Genomic DNA, 15,884 nt, shown 5'->3' with positions numbered 1-15,884 from the left:
ACGATAAAATTACTCATTTTTATCTGTTTATTTTATTTTTTTTCAAAGGTCAGATTTAATACCAATAAAAACCATTTTCAGTTCGACTAAATTTCCGTCATGGATGTTTCATCAGTAAAATCATCAATATCTCTTCTATCTTTTTTTGTAGGTCTACCAACACCTTTTTTTCTATAATAATCTTTAGAATACTTTAAAAGCTCTTGGGCTTGAAATTGTTCTTTAGGTGTCATGTCTGTTCTATAAATATCAACCAGTTTAGCACCAACCCTGCTTTCAGGGATGTCATTTACAGTAATCTTATAGTTTATTTGATTCTTTCTTAACTCAATGGTATCCAGTGGGTAAATTTCTCTACTAGGCTTAACAATTTCCTGATTTACACGTACTTGTCCTTTTTTACAAGCAGTTGTTGCTAGGGTTCTTGTTTTGTAATATCTAATACACCATAAATACTTATCAATTCGCATACAATTATTCTAAAAACTACGTTAATGTTCTTGTGCAAAATTATTTTAAAATTGTATCTTGCATGCCAAAAATAGGCAATAAAGAAACATTCTGGGCTTAAAATTTTAAATGAAAGCTAATTAAATGGATGTTACACCTATGTACGACGCATTACTAATTGAGGTCGTTCAAAAAGCAAATAAAAATAAATATGAAACTAAGAAAAATAGCTTTAATTGCATTATGTTCAGCTACATGTTTTTTATCTTGTAATAAAGATGACGATAATGACATACCTGCTCCTGTTGAAGATAGGGATAGGGACGAACAACAGGTTGAGGATAAAGCTGATCTGTTGGAATATTTTGCTACACATTACTATAATTCAAGCGAATTTGAAGCACTTACAAATCCAACAATTAATGATTTAAAAATTACTAAACTTGTAGAAGGAACAACGCCTCCTGCTGATGGTACATTGCTTGAAAAATTACTTGAAGGCGATGCTCCTATGCTAGAAACAAAAACAGTAGTTTTTGCAGATACAAATTATGAGTACTACATACTCAGGTTAAAAAATGGAACAGGAAATGAATCACCGACTTTTGCAGATAACGTAGTTGTGGTTTATGAGGGGTTTACTTTAGATGATGCAGTGTTTGATAGTGCAGTAAATCCAACTGGTTTTGATCTTATAGGTGATGGAACTAATATAAACCCAGGAACAATAGAAGGGTGGAAGCTAGCACTACCAAACTTTAATGTGGCAGAAGGTTTTGATGAAAATGACGATGGAACTATTAGTTTTTATAATCAAGGTATAGGAGTTATGTTTATGCCGTCTGGTTTAGCGTATTTTTCTTCCTCTCGAACAGGAATTCCAGCTTACTCACCAATAATTTTTAAATTTGAATTATTACAAATGTCACAGAATGATCATGATAATGATGGTGTTCCTTCCTATTTAGAAGACTTAAATAAAGACGGAATATTGTTGTCCATAGATGATAACACAGATGGTGATTCTTTGCCTGATTACTTAGATAATGATGATGATGGTGATGGTGTTTTAACCATTAATGAACTGGAACGAATAACTTATACGGTAAATACAAATCTGGGAGAAGAGGAACCTGTACTCGATGAAAAAAATGAGTTTGAAATAGAAAGATCTGATGATGCAGGTGTGATTACTATTAAAACATTAAAGATCGTAGATTCTGATAATAATGGTGATGGTGATTATTTAGATAAAGATATAACCACTAATTATAACAAATAAATAAAAAAAAGAGCCACTTAAAAAATGGCTCTTTTTTATTGTTTTAGTTTACAAAATAACAGATAAACTTAAAATTAATTGATCAGGTCTTGTATCAAGTCTACTAGTATTAACATTGTTATTATTCAAAAAAGTAGCTTCATTCTTGCTAAAGCCTCTCTCATAACGTAAGTCTATGCCTATTTTTTTAAGAGTAAACCCGACACCAAAATTAAGACCAACAGAAAAATCATTTTCAATATCATTAATAGAAATACCGTCAAATTCAGAGTCTAAAATATATTGAAGAGATGGACCGCCAAATACACTAATAGGCCCTATTATTCTTGTGCCAACTAATAAAGGGGCATCAATTTTTTGCATTTCAAAACTATCGTCACTATAATCACTTTTTGTAGCAGTATAAACTAATTCCGGTTTGAAATAAAGTCTACTGTTTCCAATTTTTCCAAATAAACCAATATGGTACCCAATATTTCTATCTGGATTATCTGCGTTTGTATTAATAGATTCAATATAATGACCATTAGCATTGTAATTTAATCCGGCTTTAATTCCTAAACCGGTTACCATTTGACTTTGTGCTATTGTTGAAGCTGGAATGATTAAGGCAATTGCCAAAATAAAAAATAGATTTTTACTCACGTCACTTTTGTTTTTAAGGTATTCGTGAAAGTTTTTTAAACTTTTCATAATATTCGTTTTTAGATTTGATTTATTATATCAAAAACGTTGCCAAAAGGATATTATTTTCTTTTTGTAACTATTGTTATAGATTTTTGGTTATTTATCTTTAATCCCCATCTTTATTTCAATAAATTGGAATCAATGAACCTACATTAACTTGATAAAACTAATTTAAAATTAAAAAAATATGTAGGTTTGTCAACTTAATAATGTTGTAGAGATGAAATTTGAATTAAAAGCGAAAGATGCTCAAAGTAAAGCAAGAGCAGGTAAAATAACTACCGATCATGGTGTTATAGAAACGCCTATTTTTATGCCTGTAGGAACAGTTGCCACTGTAAAAGGAGTGCACCAACGTGAGCTAAAAGAGGATATAAATCCCGACATTATTTTAGGTAATACCTATCATTTATATTTACGACCTCAAACACCTATTCTAGAAAAAGCAGGTGGACTTCATAAGTTTATGAATTGGGATAGAAATATCTTAACAGATTCAGGAGGATACCAAGTATATTCTTTATCTGCAAATAGAAAAATTAAAGAAGAAGGTGTTAAGTTTAAATCACATATTGATGGTAGCTACCATACCTTTACACCAGAGAATGTCATGGAAATTCAGCGAACTATAGGAGCAGACATTATTATGGCTTTTGATGAGTGTACCCCTTACCCATGTGACTATAACTATGCAAAACGTTCTATGCATATGACGCATCGCTGGTTAGATAGATGCATCAATCATTTAGAAAAGGCACCTTTAAAATATGGGTATAACCAAGCGTTTTTTCCAATTGTACAAGGGAGTACCTATAAAGATTTACGCAAGCAATCTGCAGAATATATTGCGAATTCTGGAGCAGTTGGCAATGCTATTGGAGGTTTATCAGTTGGTGAACCAGCTGAAGAAATGTATGCAATGACGGATGTTGTTTGTGCTATTTTGCCAGAAGATAAACCACGTTATTTGATGGGAGTAGGAACACCAATCAATATTTTAGAAAATATTGCGTTAGGAGTAGATATGTTTGATTGTGTGATGCCCACAAGGAATGCTAGAAATGGCATGTTATTTACAGCACATGGCACCATAAATATTAAAAATTTAAAATGGGCAGACGATTTTTCGCCAATAGACGATATGGGCATAACATTTGTAGATACCGAATATAGTAAAGCTTATCTGAGACATTTATTCACAGTTAATGAATTGCTAGGTAAGCAAATAGCAACCATACATAATTTAGGTTTTTATTTATGGTTGGTTCGAGAAGCAAGAAAACATATATTAGCAGGAGATTTTAAAACATGGAAAGCCAAAATGGTAAAACAAATGGATAATCGTTTATAGTATTTATGAAAATTCTTGATTGGTATATATTAAAACGTTATCTGTTTACATTTTTAATGATGTTACTACTGTTTGTTCCTATTGGAATAACAGTACACCTTGCTGAAAAAATTGGTAAAATATTAGAAAATGAAGTCCCTTTTTGGGAAGTCATGGTTTATTTTTTGGACTTTACAATCTATTTTGCTCACCTACTTTTTCCATTATTTTTATTCCTATCGGTTATTTGGTTTACGTCCAAACTTGCTAATAACACAGAAGTTATTGCTTTTTTAAGTTCCGGTGTTTCATTTACACGTTTTTTAAGACCTTATATGATAGGCGCTTCTGTAGTTGCTGTATTGGCAATTGTTCTGGGGTTATTTCTAGCACCCAAAGCAAGTGAAGGTTTTAATAATTTTAGTTATAAATATTTAAAAAAGGGTAGGAGTGCTGTAGACAACAAAAATGTGTTTAGGCAAATAAACGATAATGACATTATTTATGTAAGTGATTTTGATGTAAAAAATAAGGAAGGAAGATATTTTACTTTTGAACATTTTGAAGGTAACAAACTTGTTTCTAGAATAACGGCCAATAAAATAAAATACATAGAAAAAGATACCATGTATCAACTAACTGATTATGTTAGAAGAGATATTGGAATAGATGAAGATAAAATAGAAAAAATCAAAAAAAAAGATACCCTTTTTACTTTTCATGTAGACCACTTGATTCCTGTTATATATGCTGCCGAAACAAAAATGTACGGTGATTTAAAACGGTTTATAGAAAAAGAAGAAGCCCGTGGTTCTTCCAATGTTGGTCGTTTTCAATTGGTTTTATACAGAAAATGGAGTTTGCCCGTTTCAGTATTTATTTTAACAATAATAGCAGTGGCAGTGTCTTCAATAAAAAGGCGAGGAGGTATGGGAGTTAATTTAGCCGTCGGTATTTGTATTGCTATGGTCTTTGTGTTCTTCGATAAGATCTTTGGTGTTATGGCAGAACAGTCCGATTTTCCACCGTTAGTTGCAGTATGGTTTCCTAATATCATTTTCGGTATTTTAGCAGCTTATTTATTATACAATGCCAAACGCTAAAATTAAAAACTATTTACACTTACATTTTTTAGTTTTTATAGCAGGTTTTACCGCTATTCTTGGTGAGTTAATTACAATAAAAGCAGTTCCTTTAGTTTGGTATAGAATGGTGATGGCTTCTATTTTAATGTTTATTTACATTAAAATTGCCAAAGTCAAACTAAAAATCACACTAAAATCTCTTCTTAGGCTTTCCATAGCAGGAATTATAATAGCATTGCATTGGATAACTTTTTTTGGAGCGATAGATGCAGCTAATATATCCATAGCATTAGCTATGTTTTCTACAGGAGCCTTTTTTGCTTCTTTTATAGAACCTATTATTTACAAGCGAACCATCATCTGGTATGAAATCCTTTTTGGAATTATAGTAATAATAGGCGTTTTTATAATTACACAAAGTGAAATAAAATATCTAACAGGGATTCTTCTTGGAATTTCTTCAGCATTTTTTTCTTCACTATTTGCAGTATTAAATGGGAAATTTTTAACAAAGCATACAGCAACAGTTATTTCATTTTATGAGTTTATTAGCGGTGTCATATTCATTTCTATTTATATGTTATTTTTTGGTGAAGGATTCTCTTTAGACTTTTTCAATTTAAAAACCTCCGATTTTGGATACCTTTTTATATTAGCATCTATTTGTACAGCCTATGCTTTTATTGCATCAGTTTATGTTATGAAACTGATTAGTCCATATACAGTTGTGTTAACGTATAATTTAGAGCCTATTTACGGTATTATTATGGCCATTATATTGTTTCCAGAAAAAGAAAAGATGAGTACATCATTCTATTATGGAGCTATAGTTATTATAGTTACAGTCATTTTGAATGGAGTTTTAAAAAACTCAAGAAAATTAAAAAGAAAGCATACTTAACAGTTTAAGAAAATTAAAGTTTTTATATTTGTAGGCTAACCTTAAAATTAAATAGCTAAAACAAAATTCTTATGGAATACTTAGAATTTGAACTCCCTATTAAAGAGCTAGAAGATCAACTACAAAAGTGTAGAGTGATTGGAGAAGAAAGTGAAGTAGATGTTACTGAAACGTGTTCTCAAATTGAAAAGAAGTTAAAAGCAGCCCAAAAAGATATTTATAAAAACCTATCGCCTTGGCAAAGGGTACAGTTATCTCGTCATCCAAATAGACCATATACATTAGATCATATTAAAGCTATTTGTGGTGATTCATTTTTAGAATTACATGGAGATCGTAATATAAAAGATGATAAAGCGATGATTGGTGGTTTGGGAAAAATTGGCGATCAGAGTTTTATGTTTATTGGCCAGCAAAAAGGATACAATACAAAAACCAGACAATATAGAAATTTCGGAATGGCTAATCCCGAAGGGTATCGTAAAGCATTACGTTTAATTAAGTCTGCTGAAAAATTCGGTATTCCAGTTGTTACTTTAATTGACACACCTGGAGCTTACCCTGGTTTGGAAGCTGAAGAGCGTGGACAAGGAGAAGCTATAGCTAGAAATATTTTAGAAATGACACGTTTAAAAGTTCCTATCATAGCCATAGTAATTGGAGAAGGAGCATCTGGAGGTGCTTTAGGCATAGGTGTTGGAGATAACGTATTAATGTTAGAAAATTCTTGGTATTCTGTAATATCACCAGAAAACTGTTCCTCAATTCTATGGCGCAGTTGGGAATATAAAGAACAAGCTGCAGAAGCTTTAAAATTAACTGCAACTGATGCTATGAAGATAAAAGTAGTGGATGGTGTTATTAAAGAACCACTTGGAGGAGCACACAGAGATCGTGAAAAAACATTTTTGGCAGTAAGTAATGCTATCGTGAAATCTTATGAGTCATTAAAAAACTTATCACCAACAGAATTAATATCCCAGCGTATGGAAAAATATGCAAATATGGGAGTGTATAAAGGGTAAGCCTTTTAAAACCATAACATAAAAAAATCCAAAACTTAAAGTTTTGGATTTTTTTATGCTTATCAACAATATTTTTAAGTTGTTAACAGTTAAATTGTTAATGACTAGTGAGTAATCCTAATTCATTTTTTGATTTAAAAATCTTTCTTTTTAATTACTTTCGTAAGCATGAAGCAACCTAACCAAATTCAAGGATATAAAGTAGATAAAAGTACCATTATTAGTCTTGAAAAAGGCAAAATACCTCCGCAAGCACTTGATTTAGAAGAGGTTGTGCTTGGGGCGATGATGATTGATAAAAAAGGGGTTGACGAAGTGATCGATATTTTAAGCCCCGAAGCATTTTACAAAGAGGCACATCAATATATTTTTGAAGCTATTTTTCTGTTATTTGAAAACAGTGAACCTGTAGACTTATTAACCGTTTCCACGCAGTTAAAGAAAAACTCAAAGCTAGAACTTGCTGGTGGCGATTTTTACCTTATTTCTTTAACACAAAAAGTATCTTCTTCTGCACATATTGAGTTTCATGCGCGTATTATTTTGCAAAAGTTTATTCAACGTAGCTTGATTAAAATTTCTAACGAAATTATTGAAGACTCTTATGATGAAACTAAAGACGTTTTCGATTTATTAGATAAAGCAGAAGCAAAATTATATGAAGTTACCCAAGGAAATATTAAAAAATCGAGTGAAACAGCTCAAGATTTAGTTATTCAAGCCAAAAAGAAAATTGAAGAAATTTCGAATAAAGAAGGACTTAGTGGTATACCAACAGGTTTTAATAAATTAGATAAACTAACATCTGGTTGGCAACCATCTGATTTAATTATTGTAGCAGCTCGTCCAGGTATGGGTAAAACGGCTTTAACACTTTCTATGGCAAGAAATATTGCTGTAGATCAAAATATACCTGTAGCATTCTTTTCTTTAGAGATGGCTTCAGTACAATTAATTACCCGTTTAATTTCCAGTGAAACAGGTTTATCTTCTGAAAAATTACGTACAGGTAAGCTTGAAAAACACGAGTGGGAGCAACTTAATGTAAAAGTAAAAGGCTTAGAAAAGGCACCACTTTTTATTGATGATACGCCATCACTTTCAATTTTTGATTTAAGGGCGAAAGCACGTCGTTTATCATCGCAACATGGTATAAAATTAATCATGATTGATTATTTACAGTTAATGACTGGGGGTAATAGTCATGGAGGAAATCGTGAGCAAGAAATTTCTATGATTTCCAGAAACCTTAAGGCATTAGCTAAAGAATTAATGGTACCTGTAATAGCCTTATCACAGTTATCTCGTGCTGTTGAAACACGTGGAGGGAGTAAACGTCCGTTATTATCAGATTTACGTGAATCTGGTGCGATTGAGCAAGATGCCGATATTGTATCGTTTATTTACAGACCAGAGTATTATAAAATTGATGAATGGGATGATGAAGAACGTTCTCCAACAGAAGGGCAAGCTGAGTTTATTATAGCAAAACATAGAAATGGTGGTTTAGAAAACATACGATTAAAGTTCGTTGGTCACTTAGGTAAGTTTGATAATCTAGATGATTTTGATTCACCTTTCGAGTTTCACTCTAAAATGAATGCAGCTGCGAATGATGATACTTTTAAAGCAGATAACTTTAAAGCAAGCCCAGATCAAGCTTTTGGAAGTTCGTTTAATGATGATGACAATGACGTACCATTTTAAAAATTAATCTGTCATTCCTGCGTAGGCAGGAATCTACTTCTACTTTAACCTTTGATTTACTAAACGTTCAAGAAGCTGGAACATGCATAAATAGAAAAGGCGAAAATGGTTTTAAAGTAAAATTAATACTCATTATCATCATATTATAAGATAAGGAACATGGAAGATTTACATTGGAAAGAGAAATATAAGTTTTATAAAATATTGTTCGAACAAAATGTTAAATCATTTTAACCGGAAGAAAATTTAAGTATCTTTCAATTTGAAATGAAGTCATAGTTAAAAGTCTATATTCTAAAAGTGAAGTGGTCTTTATTCTTGGTTCTAAACAAATCTATTTTTGAAAAAGTTATTTATAAGTTTACTCTTTATATTACTCGGTATTAATACCTATGCATCCTATATTCTTATACCCATGGATGCAGAAAGTCAAAAAAATCATCTAAAAGCATATGGTATTACCTATTGGACACTCAATAAGGAATTAAAAGTAAAATGGCTTTTAAATTATAGGGGAGGTTCATTTTTGCTACCAGATACCGATGAAATTCAAAGAGAATGTCAAATTCGTGGAATTTCTTTCGAAGTCATTTCAAATTCTAAAGTGGAAAGTATTTTAGAAGAGATAAGCAGTCCTAGTAAAAATATGGAAGCAGTCATTTTAGAAAAAGCGCCTAAAATAGCTGTATATACTCCAAAGGGAAAGCTACCATGGGATGATGCTGTAACAATGGTGTTGAAATATGCTGAAATTCCTTATGAAACTGTTTACGATGAAGAAGTGTTAAATGATGGCTTGTTACTCTTTGACTGGCTACATTTACATCATGAGGATTTTACAGGACAGTATGGCAAATTTTATGGAGCTTATAGAGCTGCTTCCTGGTACATTCAAGAAAAAAAGGCTGCAGAAGCGTTAGCAACAAAATTGGGTTATAATAAAGTGTCTCAAGAAAAATCTGATGTCGCTTTAAAGATTAGAGACTATGTTGTTGGTGGCGGGTTTATGTTTGCTATGTGTAGTGCAACAGATAGTTTTGATATTGCTTTATCTGCTGAAGGGGTAGATATCTGTGAGCCTATGTTTGATGGCGATGGAAGCGATCCGGCCTATCAAAATAAGATAGATTATAACAAAACCTTTGCATTTTCTAATTTCACGTTAGAACGAAGCCCTATTGTATATGAGTTTTCCTCAATAGATATGACCAGTAAACGTAGGGTTCCTAAAACAATCGATTATTTTTCATTAATGGAATTTTCTGCAAAATGGGATCCCATTCCAACGATGTTATGCCAAAATCATACAGCTTTAGTGAAAGGTTTTATGGGGCAGACAACATCTTTTACCAGAGATGAAATAAAATCGAATGTATTAGTAATGGGGGAGACAAAATCTAATGGTGAAGCCAAATATATTCATGGTATAAAAGGAAAAGGATTCTTTACTTTTTATGGAGGACATGACCCTGAAGATTATCAACATAGAGTAGGGGACGCAAAAACAGAATTAGATTTGCATCCAACATCTCCTGGGTATAGACTTATTTTAAATAATGTACTATTTCCGGCTGCAAGGAAAAAGAAACAGAAAACTTAAAAGCTGCTATTCAATGACTTCAAGAGTTCTTTCGAATGTGTATATAAAGCCGTCTGCACCGCTACTATCTGATAGATTATTTTGATCTATGGTAAGCACAGCTGTTGAAGAAATTGTAAACGAACCAAATTCAACACCATCAATACTAAGAAAAGTATCTCCATTAGCTTCTATTACAGAATAAGCATAAGTTCCTGAATCCAGAGCATCTTGTTTTGTATCATCAGTATTACTGTTCTCAATTTCAATTTCAAAGTCTACTTCATTAAAAGTCCAGACTACAGTTTCTAAAGGAAAAGTATCATTAACACCTGCTACACCACCTGTGGTCTTAATCAAATTCCAATGCGCAATTACAGTTTGAGGTTCTGGAATATCAATATCATTTTTTACAGAACAAGCAGTTAATAATAACAGACTAAATATTATGGTTACAAAATACTTTTTCATGATTTTTTTAATTTAGGATAATGAATATCCGTTTTGTATCATATTGCATATTTACACATCATGCTGAACTTGTTTCAGTATCTCATAATTTTTGAAAATCAACGATTTATCAAAATATGACCCAGAAATAAGTTCAGGGTGGCAAACATTTTATGATTAATTACATATAGGGTTTATATATGTAGATGAAAAAAAACTAAAATGGTTGCGTTATAATTTTATTAAAAGTACTATAATATATAATTTGGCTATAAATAGTTAAGCGTAGAAATTATTTAACATGAAGTTTTTTCAAAAGGAAATAAAATTACAACCCTGTTCAAGAGGATTTCACTTAATTACCAATAGCATTCTAGATGCTATTCCAGAAATAGGGCAAATAAACATTGGACAATTACAAGTATTTATTAAGCATACATCGGCAAGTTTAACTATAAATGAAAATGCAGATGCTACTGTGAGATTAGATTTTGAATCCCATTTTAATGTCATGGTTCCCGAAAACGTATCTTATTATAAACATACCAATGAAGGGGCTGATGATATGCCAGCACATATTAAGACATCATTACTTGGAGCATCGGTTAATATACCTATTACAAAGGGGCAATTAAATTTAGGAATTTGGCAAGGTATTTATTTATGTGAACATAGAGATTATGGAAGCTCAAGAAACATTGTTATCACAGCTTTTGGAGTATAAAGTTGACAGTATCCAAACATTTGTTAAACTGCTAAAAACAAAAAAATCCAATTCAATTAAGAATCAGATTTTTTATTAAGCGAATAATATGTTTTTACAATAGGCAAAACGCCTTATTTTACTTTCTCTATAACAGCTTTAAAAGCTTCAGGATTATTCATAGCTAAATCTGCTAAAACCTTACGGTTTAATTCAATATCATTAGCTTTTAATTTCCCCATAAATTGAGAATAAGATAAACCATGTTCTCTGGCTCCTGCGTTAATACGCGTAATCCATAAAGCACGGAATGTTCTTTTTTTGTTTCTACGATCTCTATACGAGTATTGCATCGCTTTATCAACCGCATTTTTTGCTACTGTCCAAACGTTTTTACGTCTTCCAAAGTAACCTTTTGCTTGTTTAAGAACCTTTTTTCTTCTGGCTCTTTTTGCTACAGAATTTACTGATCTTGGCATAATTTTAATTGTTTTTTGTAGTAGGCGGTCGATAATCGACACTTTTTTTATTTTTTAAAACCGTAAATTTAAAATCTACAATCGTTAATCAATAAGCCTAACTCCAGGGTTTATAAATTTGTTTAACCGATTAAAACAATATTACTTTAAACGTAACATCGTTTTAATATTGTCCTCGTCTGCCTTATGTACTAATGTATCATGAGTCAGAGCAAGTTTACGCTTTTTAGACTTCTTTGTTAAGATGTGACTTTTAAAAGCGTGCTTTCTTTTAATCTTTCCAGTACCCGTTAACTTAAAACGTTTCTTGGCACTAGATTTTGTTTTCATTTTAGGCATTTTCTTTTCCTAGTTTTAATTATCTCGCTTAATTACTTTAGTGCTGAACTCGTTTCAGCATCATATCTTTAATATAACTTATATATATTCTTCTTATTTTTTTGGAGCGATAAACATGGTCATACGTTTACCTTCTAAACGTGGCATTTGCTCTACTTTACCAAGCTCTTCTAAATCCTGCGCTAAACGCAGTAATAAGATCTGACCTTGTTCTTTAAATATAATGGATCGTCCTTTAAAAAACACAAAAGCTTTAAGCTTAGCACCTTCTTTTAAGAACTTCTCAGCATGTTTCTTTTTAAATTCATAATCGTGGTCATCTGTTTGAGGTCCGAAACGAATTTCTTTAATGATAACTTTAGTAGCTTTAGATTTTAAAGCCTTATCCCGTTTCTTTTGTTCATAAAGAAACTTTTTATAATCCATAACCTTACAAACAGGAGGATCAGCATTTGGTGAAATCTCAACAAGATCTAATCCTTGCTCATCAGCTATTTTTAAAGCATCTCTGGTAGAATAAACACCAATTTCTACGTTGTCTCCAACAAGACGTACGTTAGGTGCACTAATCTTAGAGTTTATTTTATGTTTATCCTCTTGTATAACCCTTCTATTGGGTTGATTTCTTCTTCGAATTGCTATGACGTTATGGTTTTAAATTAAACTTTTATTTTTTAGAACGATTTTAACGTTTTACTTACTTCTTCTTTTATAATTTCAGAGAATCTTTCAATGGTAATCATTCCTAAATCCTCTCCACCATGCTTACGCACAGTTATTTTGTTTTCTTTCTCTTCTTGCTCCCCAATGATAATCATATATGGGTGTTTCTGCATTTCGGATTCCCGAATCTTCTTCCCAATAGTTTCATTTCTATGGTCTACAAGGGCGCGAATTTCGTGATTTTCTAGCAAATTTAAAACTTTTTCAGAGTATTTTTCGTATTTCTCGCTAATTGATAATATAACAGCCTGTGTTGGCATCAACCAAAGTGGAAAATTACCAGCCGTATGTTCTAACAAAATAGCAATAAAACGTTCCATACTTCCAAAAGGAGCACGATGTATCATTATTGGTCTGTGTAGCTCATTATCACTGCCTTTGTAAGTCAAATCAAAGCGCTCAGGTAACGTGTAATCTACTTGAATAGTACCAAGTTGCCAACGTCTCCCTAAGGCATCTTTTACCATAAAGTCCAACTTAGGACCGTAAAAAGCAGCTTCCCCAGTTTCTACAACATAATTTAACCCTTTATCGATAGCAGCATTCAAAATGGCTTTTTCTGCCTTTTCCCAATTTTCGTTACTACCTATATATTTTTCTAAATTATCAGGATCTCTTAATGAAACCTGAGCAGTAAAGTTTTCAAATCCTAAAGAACCAAAAACATAAAGAACTAAATCTATAACATTTTTAAATTCTTCATCTAACTGGTCTGGTGTACAAAATAAATGCGCATCATCTTGTGTAAAACCTCTAACTCTTGTTAAACCATGTAATTCACCACTTTGTTCATATCTGTAAACCGTTCCGAATTCCGCGTAACGTTTAGGTAAATCTTTATAACTCCATTGTGCACTATTATATATTTCACAGTGATGCGGGCAGTTCATAGGTTTTAATAAAAACTCTTCGTCTTCTTTAGGTGTATGTATTGGTTGAAAACTATCCTCACCATATTTTGCATAATGTCCCGAAGTTACATATAGTTCTTTCTGTCCAATATGAGGCGTAACAACCATTTCATAACCCGCTTTCTTTTGGGCTGCTTTTAAAAAGTTTTCTAAACGTTCGCGTAAAGCAGCGCCTTTTGGTAGCCATAATGGTAAACCTTGACCAACTTTTCTAGAGAACGTAAATAATTCTAGTTCCTTCCCTAATTTTCTATGATCACGCTTTTTTGCTTCTTCTAATAATTCTAAATGAGCAGTAAGCTCTTTTTGTTTTGGGAAAGATATGCCATACACCCGTGTTAATTGTGGGTTGTTTTCATTACCTCTCCAATAAGCTCCAGCAACCGATAAAATTTTTACAGCTTTAATAATACCTGTATTAGGAATATGACCCCCACGACATAAATCTGTAAAAGTAGCATGATCACAAAAAGTGATTGTACCATCCTCTAGGTTTTCAATCAGTTCAGTTTTAAACTCGTTATCACTATATAATGATAAAGCCTCAGCTTTTGTTGCAGAACGCATTTTAAACTCATGTTTCCCACGTGCAATTTCTATCATTTTAGTTTCAATAGCTTTGAAGTCTTTCTCAGAAACTACATGATCACCAAAGTCTACATCATAATAAAACCCATTTTCAATCGCAGGACCGATAGTAAGTTTTGCACCAGAATATAATTCTTCAATAGCTTGTGCTAATACATGCGCAGAAGAATGCCAAAAAGCAGTTTTACCCTCGTCGTTATTCCAAGTATATAAAACTAAAGAGCCATCAGTGGTTAATGGAGTAACAGTTTCAACAGTTGTACCATTAAAACTAGCCGAAATGACATTTCTTGCAAATCCTTCACTAATGCTTTTAGCAACATCCATAGGTGTAGCATTTTTTTCAAACTGCTTTACACTTCCATCGGGTAATGTTATATCTATCATAAAATAATTTAAAATCAGAATGCAAAGATAATAGTATAAACAAATCCACACAATATATATATATGTATAATTTAATATGTGATTAAATTTTTGGTGTTACTCCGTATTTTGCATAGCCCAGCTGAAATCCATTGTACTTTTTTGATAAGTAATTAAAAGCCTATAGAATATTAATAAAAGAGATATATAGTATTTAGTTGTTCTGAAGTAGGTATTTCAAAGTATATTGTAAAGGTTCCAAAAACAGTTTTCTTATGTGCTTCATATAAGGTTATTCGGTTTTAGGTAGGAGGGAAGAAAAGAGGTAATATTTTAATAATGTTTAATAAAAATTAATCCAAGTAAGTGATTTAAAAGATTAGGTATAATAATAAGGAGAAGGGAATAAAAAGGGAGTATGTTTCATTTGATATAAAAAAGCTAAAGGTGTGGTAAAAAAAGGGTGTTTATAACGGCTTGTAATTCAGGGTATAAAAAAGAATATAAAAAGAATATTAAAAAAAGGTTAGGATATGTAAAAATGGGGAGTATCTTTGCACCCGCTTAGCGGCTAAGATTGAAAGAATCGGCAGTTATGCGACGTTCCTTAAAGGTCATAAAAGACAAAATTAAAAAAGTTTAAAAAAAGCTTTTAAAGAATAAAAAAGGTTGTATGTTTGCAGCCGCTAAAACGGGCATTAGCTCAGAGGCAAAACGTTCATAAAAACATTGCGATTTATACAAAGAAAAAGGCTTAAAATTTTTTTTCAAAAAAAGATCAAAAAAGGTATTGTGAGAATAAAAAAGGTTGTATGTTTGCAGCCGCCAAAACGGGCAGTAGCTTGTTGGGCAGGGTCCATTAAAAATCAATGATTTTCGGATATTAGAAAAGGCCTGAAGATTTTTTCTAAAAAAAGATCAAAAAAGTATTGCGGAACTAAAAAAAGGGTTTTATATTTGCACCCGCTAAGCGAGGAAACGAGCTTAGAGAAGTAAAAAAGAAGTTCATAAACATATTGAATTGACAGCGTAAGATTGATACTGGAAACGGTATTAATCAAACAAAGAGAATAGACCATTTTGAGCATTAGAGATTCCTATTGGTTGTTAAGAGCTGTTTTTTATATCAAATATAGAAGACGCACAAAAAACAACGATGAAGAGTTTGATCCTGGCTCAGGATGAACGCTAGCGGCAGGCCTAACACATGCAAGTCGAGGGGTAACATTGGTGCTTGCACCAGATGACGACCGGCGCACGGGTGCGTAACGCGTATACA

General features: G+C 32.1%; 15 protein-coding genes and 1 rRNA gene. 9 read left to right on the top strand and 7 right to left on the bottom strand.

The window, feature by feature from the left end:
- Positions 1-86: 86 nt before the first annotated feature.
- Positions 87-470 carry an RNA-binding S4 domain-containing protein gene (locus EM932_RS08200; protein WP_135876703.1) on the bottom strand — a complete coding sequence of 128 codons (384 nt, stop codon included), beginning with the start codon at positions 468-470 and terminating at the stop codon, positions 87-89.
- A gap of 191 nt (positions 471-661) precedes the next feature.
- Between EM932_RS08200 and EM932_RS08195 the strand changes: the two genes are divergently transcribed.
- Positions 662-1,732: an FKBP-type peptidyl-prolyl cis-trans isomerase gene (locus EM932_RS08195; protein WP_135876702.1), complete on the top strand. Its 1,071-nt coding sequence runs from the start codon at positions 662-664 to the stop codon at positions 1,730-1,732.
- A 48-nt stretch (positions 1,733-1,780) separates the two neighbouring features.
- Here EM932_RS08195 and EM932_RS08190 read toward each other — a convergent pair whose 3' ends face one another.
- The gene (locus EM932_RS08190; RefSeq protein ID WP_456236430.1) at positions 1,781-2,305 is read right to left on the bottom strand and encodes a hypothetical protein; all 525 of its coding nucleotides are present in this window, start codon (positions 2,303-2,305) and stop codon (positions 1,781-1,783) included.
- A 334-nt stretch (positions 2,306-2,639) separates the two neighbouring features.
- Here EM932_RS08190 and tgt point away from each other — a divergent pair, with 334 nt between their 5' ends.
- From tgt to EM932_RS08160, 6 genes are all read left to right on the top strand, one after another.
- The gene (tgt, locus tag EM932_RS08185) at positions 2,640-3,770 is read left to right on the top strand and encodes a tRNA guanosine(34) transglycosylase Tgt (protein WP_135876700.1); all 1,131 of its coding nucleotides are present in this window, start codon (positions 2,640-2,642) and stop codon (positions 3,768-3,770) included.
- 5 nt (positions 3,771-3,775) lie between these two features.
- Positions 3,776-4,852 carry an LptF/LptG family permease gene (locus tag EM932_RS08180; RefSeq protein WP_135876699.1) on the top strand — a complete coding sequence of 359 codons (1,077 nt, stop codon included), beginning with the start codon at positions 3,776-3,778 and terminating at the stop codon, positions 4,850-4,852.
- The gene (locus EM932_RS08175) at positions 4,839-5,735 is read left to right on the top strand and encodes a DMT family transporter (protein WP_135876698.1); all 897 of its coding nucleotides are present in this window, start codon (positions 4,839-4,841) and stop codon (positions 5,733-5,735) included. Before EM932_RS08180 ends, EM932_RS08175 begins: the two co-directional genes overlap by 14 nt.
- A gap of 71 nt (positions 5,736-5,806) precedes the next feature.
- Entirely contained in the window at positions 5,807-6,760 is a 954-nt protein-coding gene (locus EM932_RS08170; RefSeq protein WP_135876697.1) for an acetyl-CoA carboxylase carboxyltransferase subunit alpha, read from the top strand.
- 168 nt (positions 6,761-6,928) lie between these two features.
- A complete protein-coding gene (gene dnaB / locus EM932_RS08165) occupies positions 6,929-8,467 on the top strand; it encodes a replicative DNA helicase (protein ID WP_135876696.1) in 1,539 nt (512 codons plus the stop codon).
- A 415-nt stretch (positions 8,468-8,882) separates the two neighbouring features.
- The gene (locus EM932_RS08160; protein WP_135876802.1) at positions 8,883-10,067 is read left to right on the top strand and encodes an asparagine synthetase B; all 1,185 of its coding nucleotides are present in this window, start codon (positions 8,883-8,885) and stop codon (positions 10,065-10,067) included.
- A gap of 6 nt (positions 10,068-10,073) precedes the next feature.
- On the opposite strand, the gene EM932_RS08155 is transcribed toward EM932_RS08160, so the two are convergent.
- Complete coding sequence (locus tag EM932_RS08155) at positions 10,074-10,517, bottom strand: hypothetical protein (protein WP_135876695.1); 444 nt, start codon at positions 10,515-10,517, stop codon at positions 10,074-10,076.
- Positions 10,518-10,797: 280 nt separating this feature from the next.
- On the opposite strand from EM932_RS08155, the gene EM932_RS08150 reads away from it, so the two are divergent.
- Positions 10,798-11,220 carry a secondary thiamine-phosphate synthase enzyme YjbQ gene (locus EM932_RS08150; RefSeq protein ID WP_135876694.1) on the top strand — a complete coding sequence of 141 codons (423 nt, stop codon included), beginning with the start codon at positions 10,798-10,800 and terminating at the stop codon, positions 11,218-11,220.
- A gap of 113 nt (positions 11,221-11,333) precedes the next feature.
- On the opposite strand, the gene rplT is transcribed toward EM932_RS08150, so the two are convergent.
- From rplT to thrS, 4 genes are all read right to left on the bottom strand, one after another.
- Complete coding sequence (gene rplT, locus EM932_RS08145) at positions 11,334-11,678, bottom strand: 50S ribosomal protein L20 (protein ID WP_109308747.1); 345 nt, start codon at positions 11,676-11,678, stop codon at positions 11,334-11,336.
- 141 nt (positions 11,679-11,819) lie between these two features.
- Positions 11,820-12,017, bottom strand: coding sequence for a 50S ribosomal protein L35 (gene rpmI / locus EM932_RS08140; protein WP_019388182.1), 198 nt, complete (start codon positions 12,015-12,017; stop codon positions 11,820-11,822).
- Between the two features lie 93 nt (positions 12,018-12,110).
- Positions 12,111-12,620: a translation initiation factor IF-3 gene (gene infC, locus EM932_RS08135; protein WP_135876693.1), complete on the bottom strand. Its 510-nt coding sequence runs from the start codon at positions 12,618-12,620 to the stop codon at positions 12,111-12,113.
- A 71-nt stretch (positions 12,621-12,691) separates the two neighbouring features.
- The gene (gene thrS, locus EM932_RS08130) at positions 12,692-14,626 is read right to left on the bottom strand and encodes a threonine--tRNA ligase (RefSeq protein ID WP_135876692.1); all 1,935 of its coding nucleotides are present in this window, start codon (positions 14,624-14,626) and stop codon (positions 12,692-12,694) included.
- A 1,132-nt stretch (positions 14,627-15,758) separates the two neighbouring features.
- On the opposite strand from thrS, the gene EM932_RS08125 reads away from it, so the two are divergent.
- Positions 15,759-15,884: ribosomal RNA gene (locus EM932_RS08125) — 16S ribosomal RNA — on the top strand; the annotation flags it as partial.

Origin of the sequence: Flavivirga rizhaonensis (assembly GCF_004791695.1) — a bacterium.
Classification (GTDB): Bacteria; Bacteroidota; Bacteroidia; order Flavobacteriales; family Flavobacteriaceae; genus Flavivirga; species Flavivirga rizhaonensis.
The sequence above is the reverse complement of the archived record's forward strand: the minus strand, read 5'-3'. Positions and strand labels throughout refer to the sequence as shown.

Excerpts from the sequence above, each read along its gene's own strand:
- EM932_RS08170 (WP_135876697.1), top strand. The coding sequence starts at position 5,807 with ATGGAATACTTAGAATTTGAACTCCCTATTAAAGAGCTAGAAGATCAA.
- EM932_RS08155 (WP_135876695.1), bottom strand. The coding sequence starts at position 10,517 with ATGAAAAAGTATTTTGTAACCATAATATTTAGTCTGTTATTATTAACT.
- EM932_RS08175 (WP_135876698.1), top strand. The coding sequence starts at position 4,839 with ATGCCAAACGCTAAAATTAAAAACTATTTACACTTACATTTTTTAGTT.
- EM932_RS08190 (WP_456236430.1), bottom strand. The coding sequence starts at position 2,305 with ATGGTAACCGGTTTAGGAATTAAAGCCGGATTAAATTACAATGCTAAT.
- EM932_RS08200 (WP_135876703.1), bottom strand. The coding sequence starts at position 470 with ATGCGAATTGATAAGTATTTATGGTGTATTAGATATTACAAAACAAGA.
- tgt (WP_135876700.1), top strand. The coding sequence starts at position 2,640 with ATGAAATTTGAATTAAAAGCGAAAGATGCTCAAAGTAAAGCAAGAGCA.
- EM932_RS08195 (WP_135876702.1), top strand. The coding sequence starts at position 662 with ATGAAACTAAGAAAAATAGCTTTAATTGCATTATGTTCAGCTACATGT.
- thrS (WP_135876692.1), bottom strand. The coding sequence starts at position 14,626 with ATGATAGATATAACATTACCCGATGGAAGTGTAAAGCAGTTTGAAAAA.
- EM932_RS08180 (WP_135876699.1), top strand. The coding sequence starts at position 3,776 with ATGAAAATTCTTGATTGGTATATATTAAAACGTTATCTGTTTACATTT.
- rplT (WP_109308747.1), bottom strand. The coding sequence starts at position 11,678 with ATGCCAAGATCAGTAAATTCTGTAGCAAAAAGAGCCAGAAGAAAAAAG.
- EM932_RS08160 (WP_135876802.1), top strand. The coding sequence starts at position 8,883 with ATGGATGCAGAAAGTCAAAAAAATCATCTAAAAGCATATGGTATTACC.
- dnaB (WP_135876696.1), top strand. The coding sequence starts at position 6,929 with ATGAAGCAACCTAACCAAATTCAAGGATATAAAGTAGATAAAAGTACC.
- rpmI (WP_019388182.1), bottom strand. The coding sequence starts at position 12,017 with ATGCCTAAAATGAAAACAAAATCTAGTGCCAAGAAACGTTTTAAGTTA.
- EM932_RS08150 (WP_135876694.1), top strand. The coding sequence starts at position 10,798 with ATGAAGTTTTTTCAAAAGGAAATAAAATTACAACCCTGTTCAAGAGGA.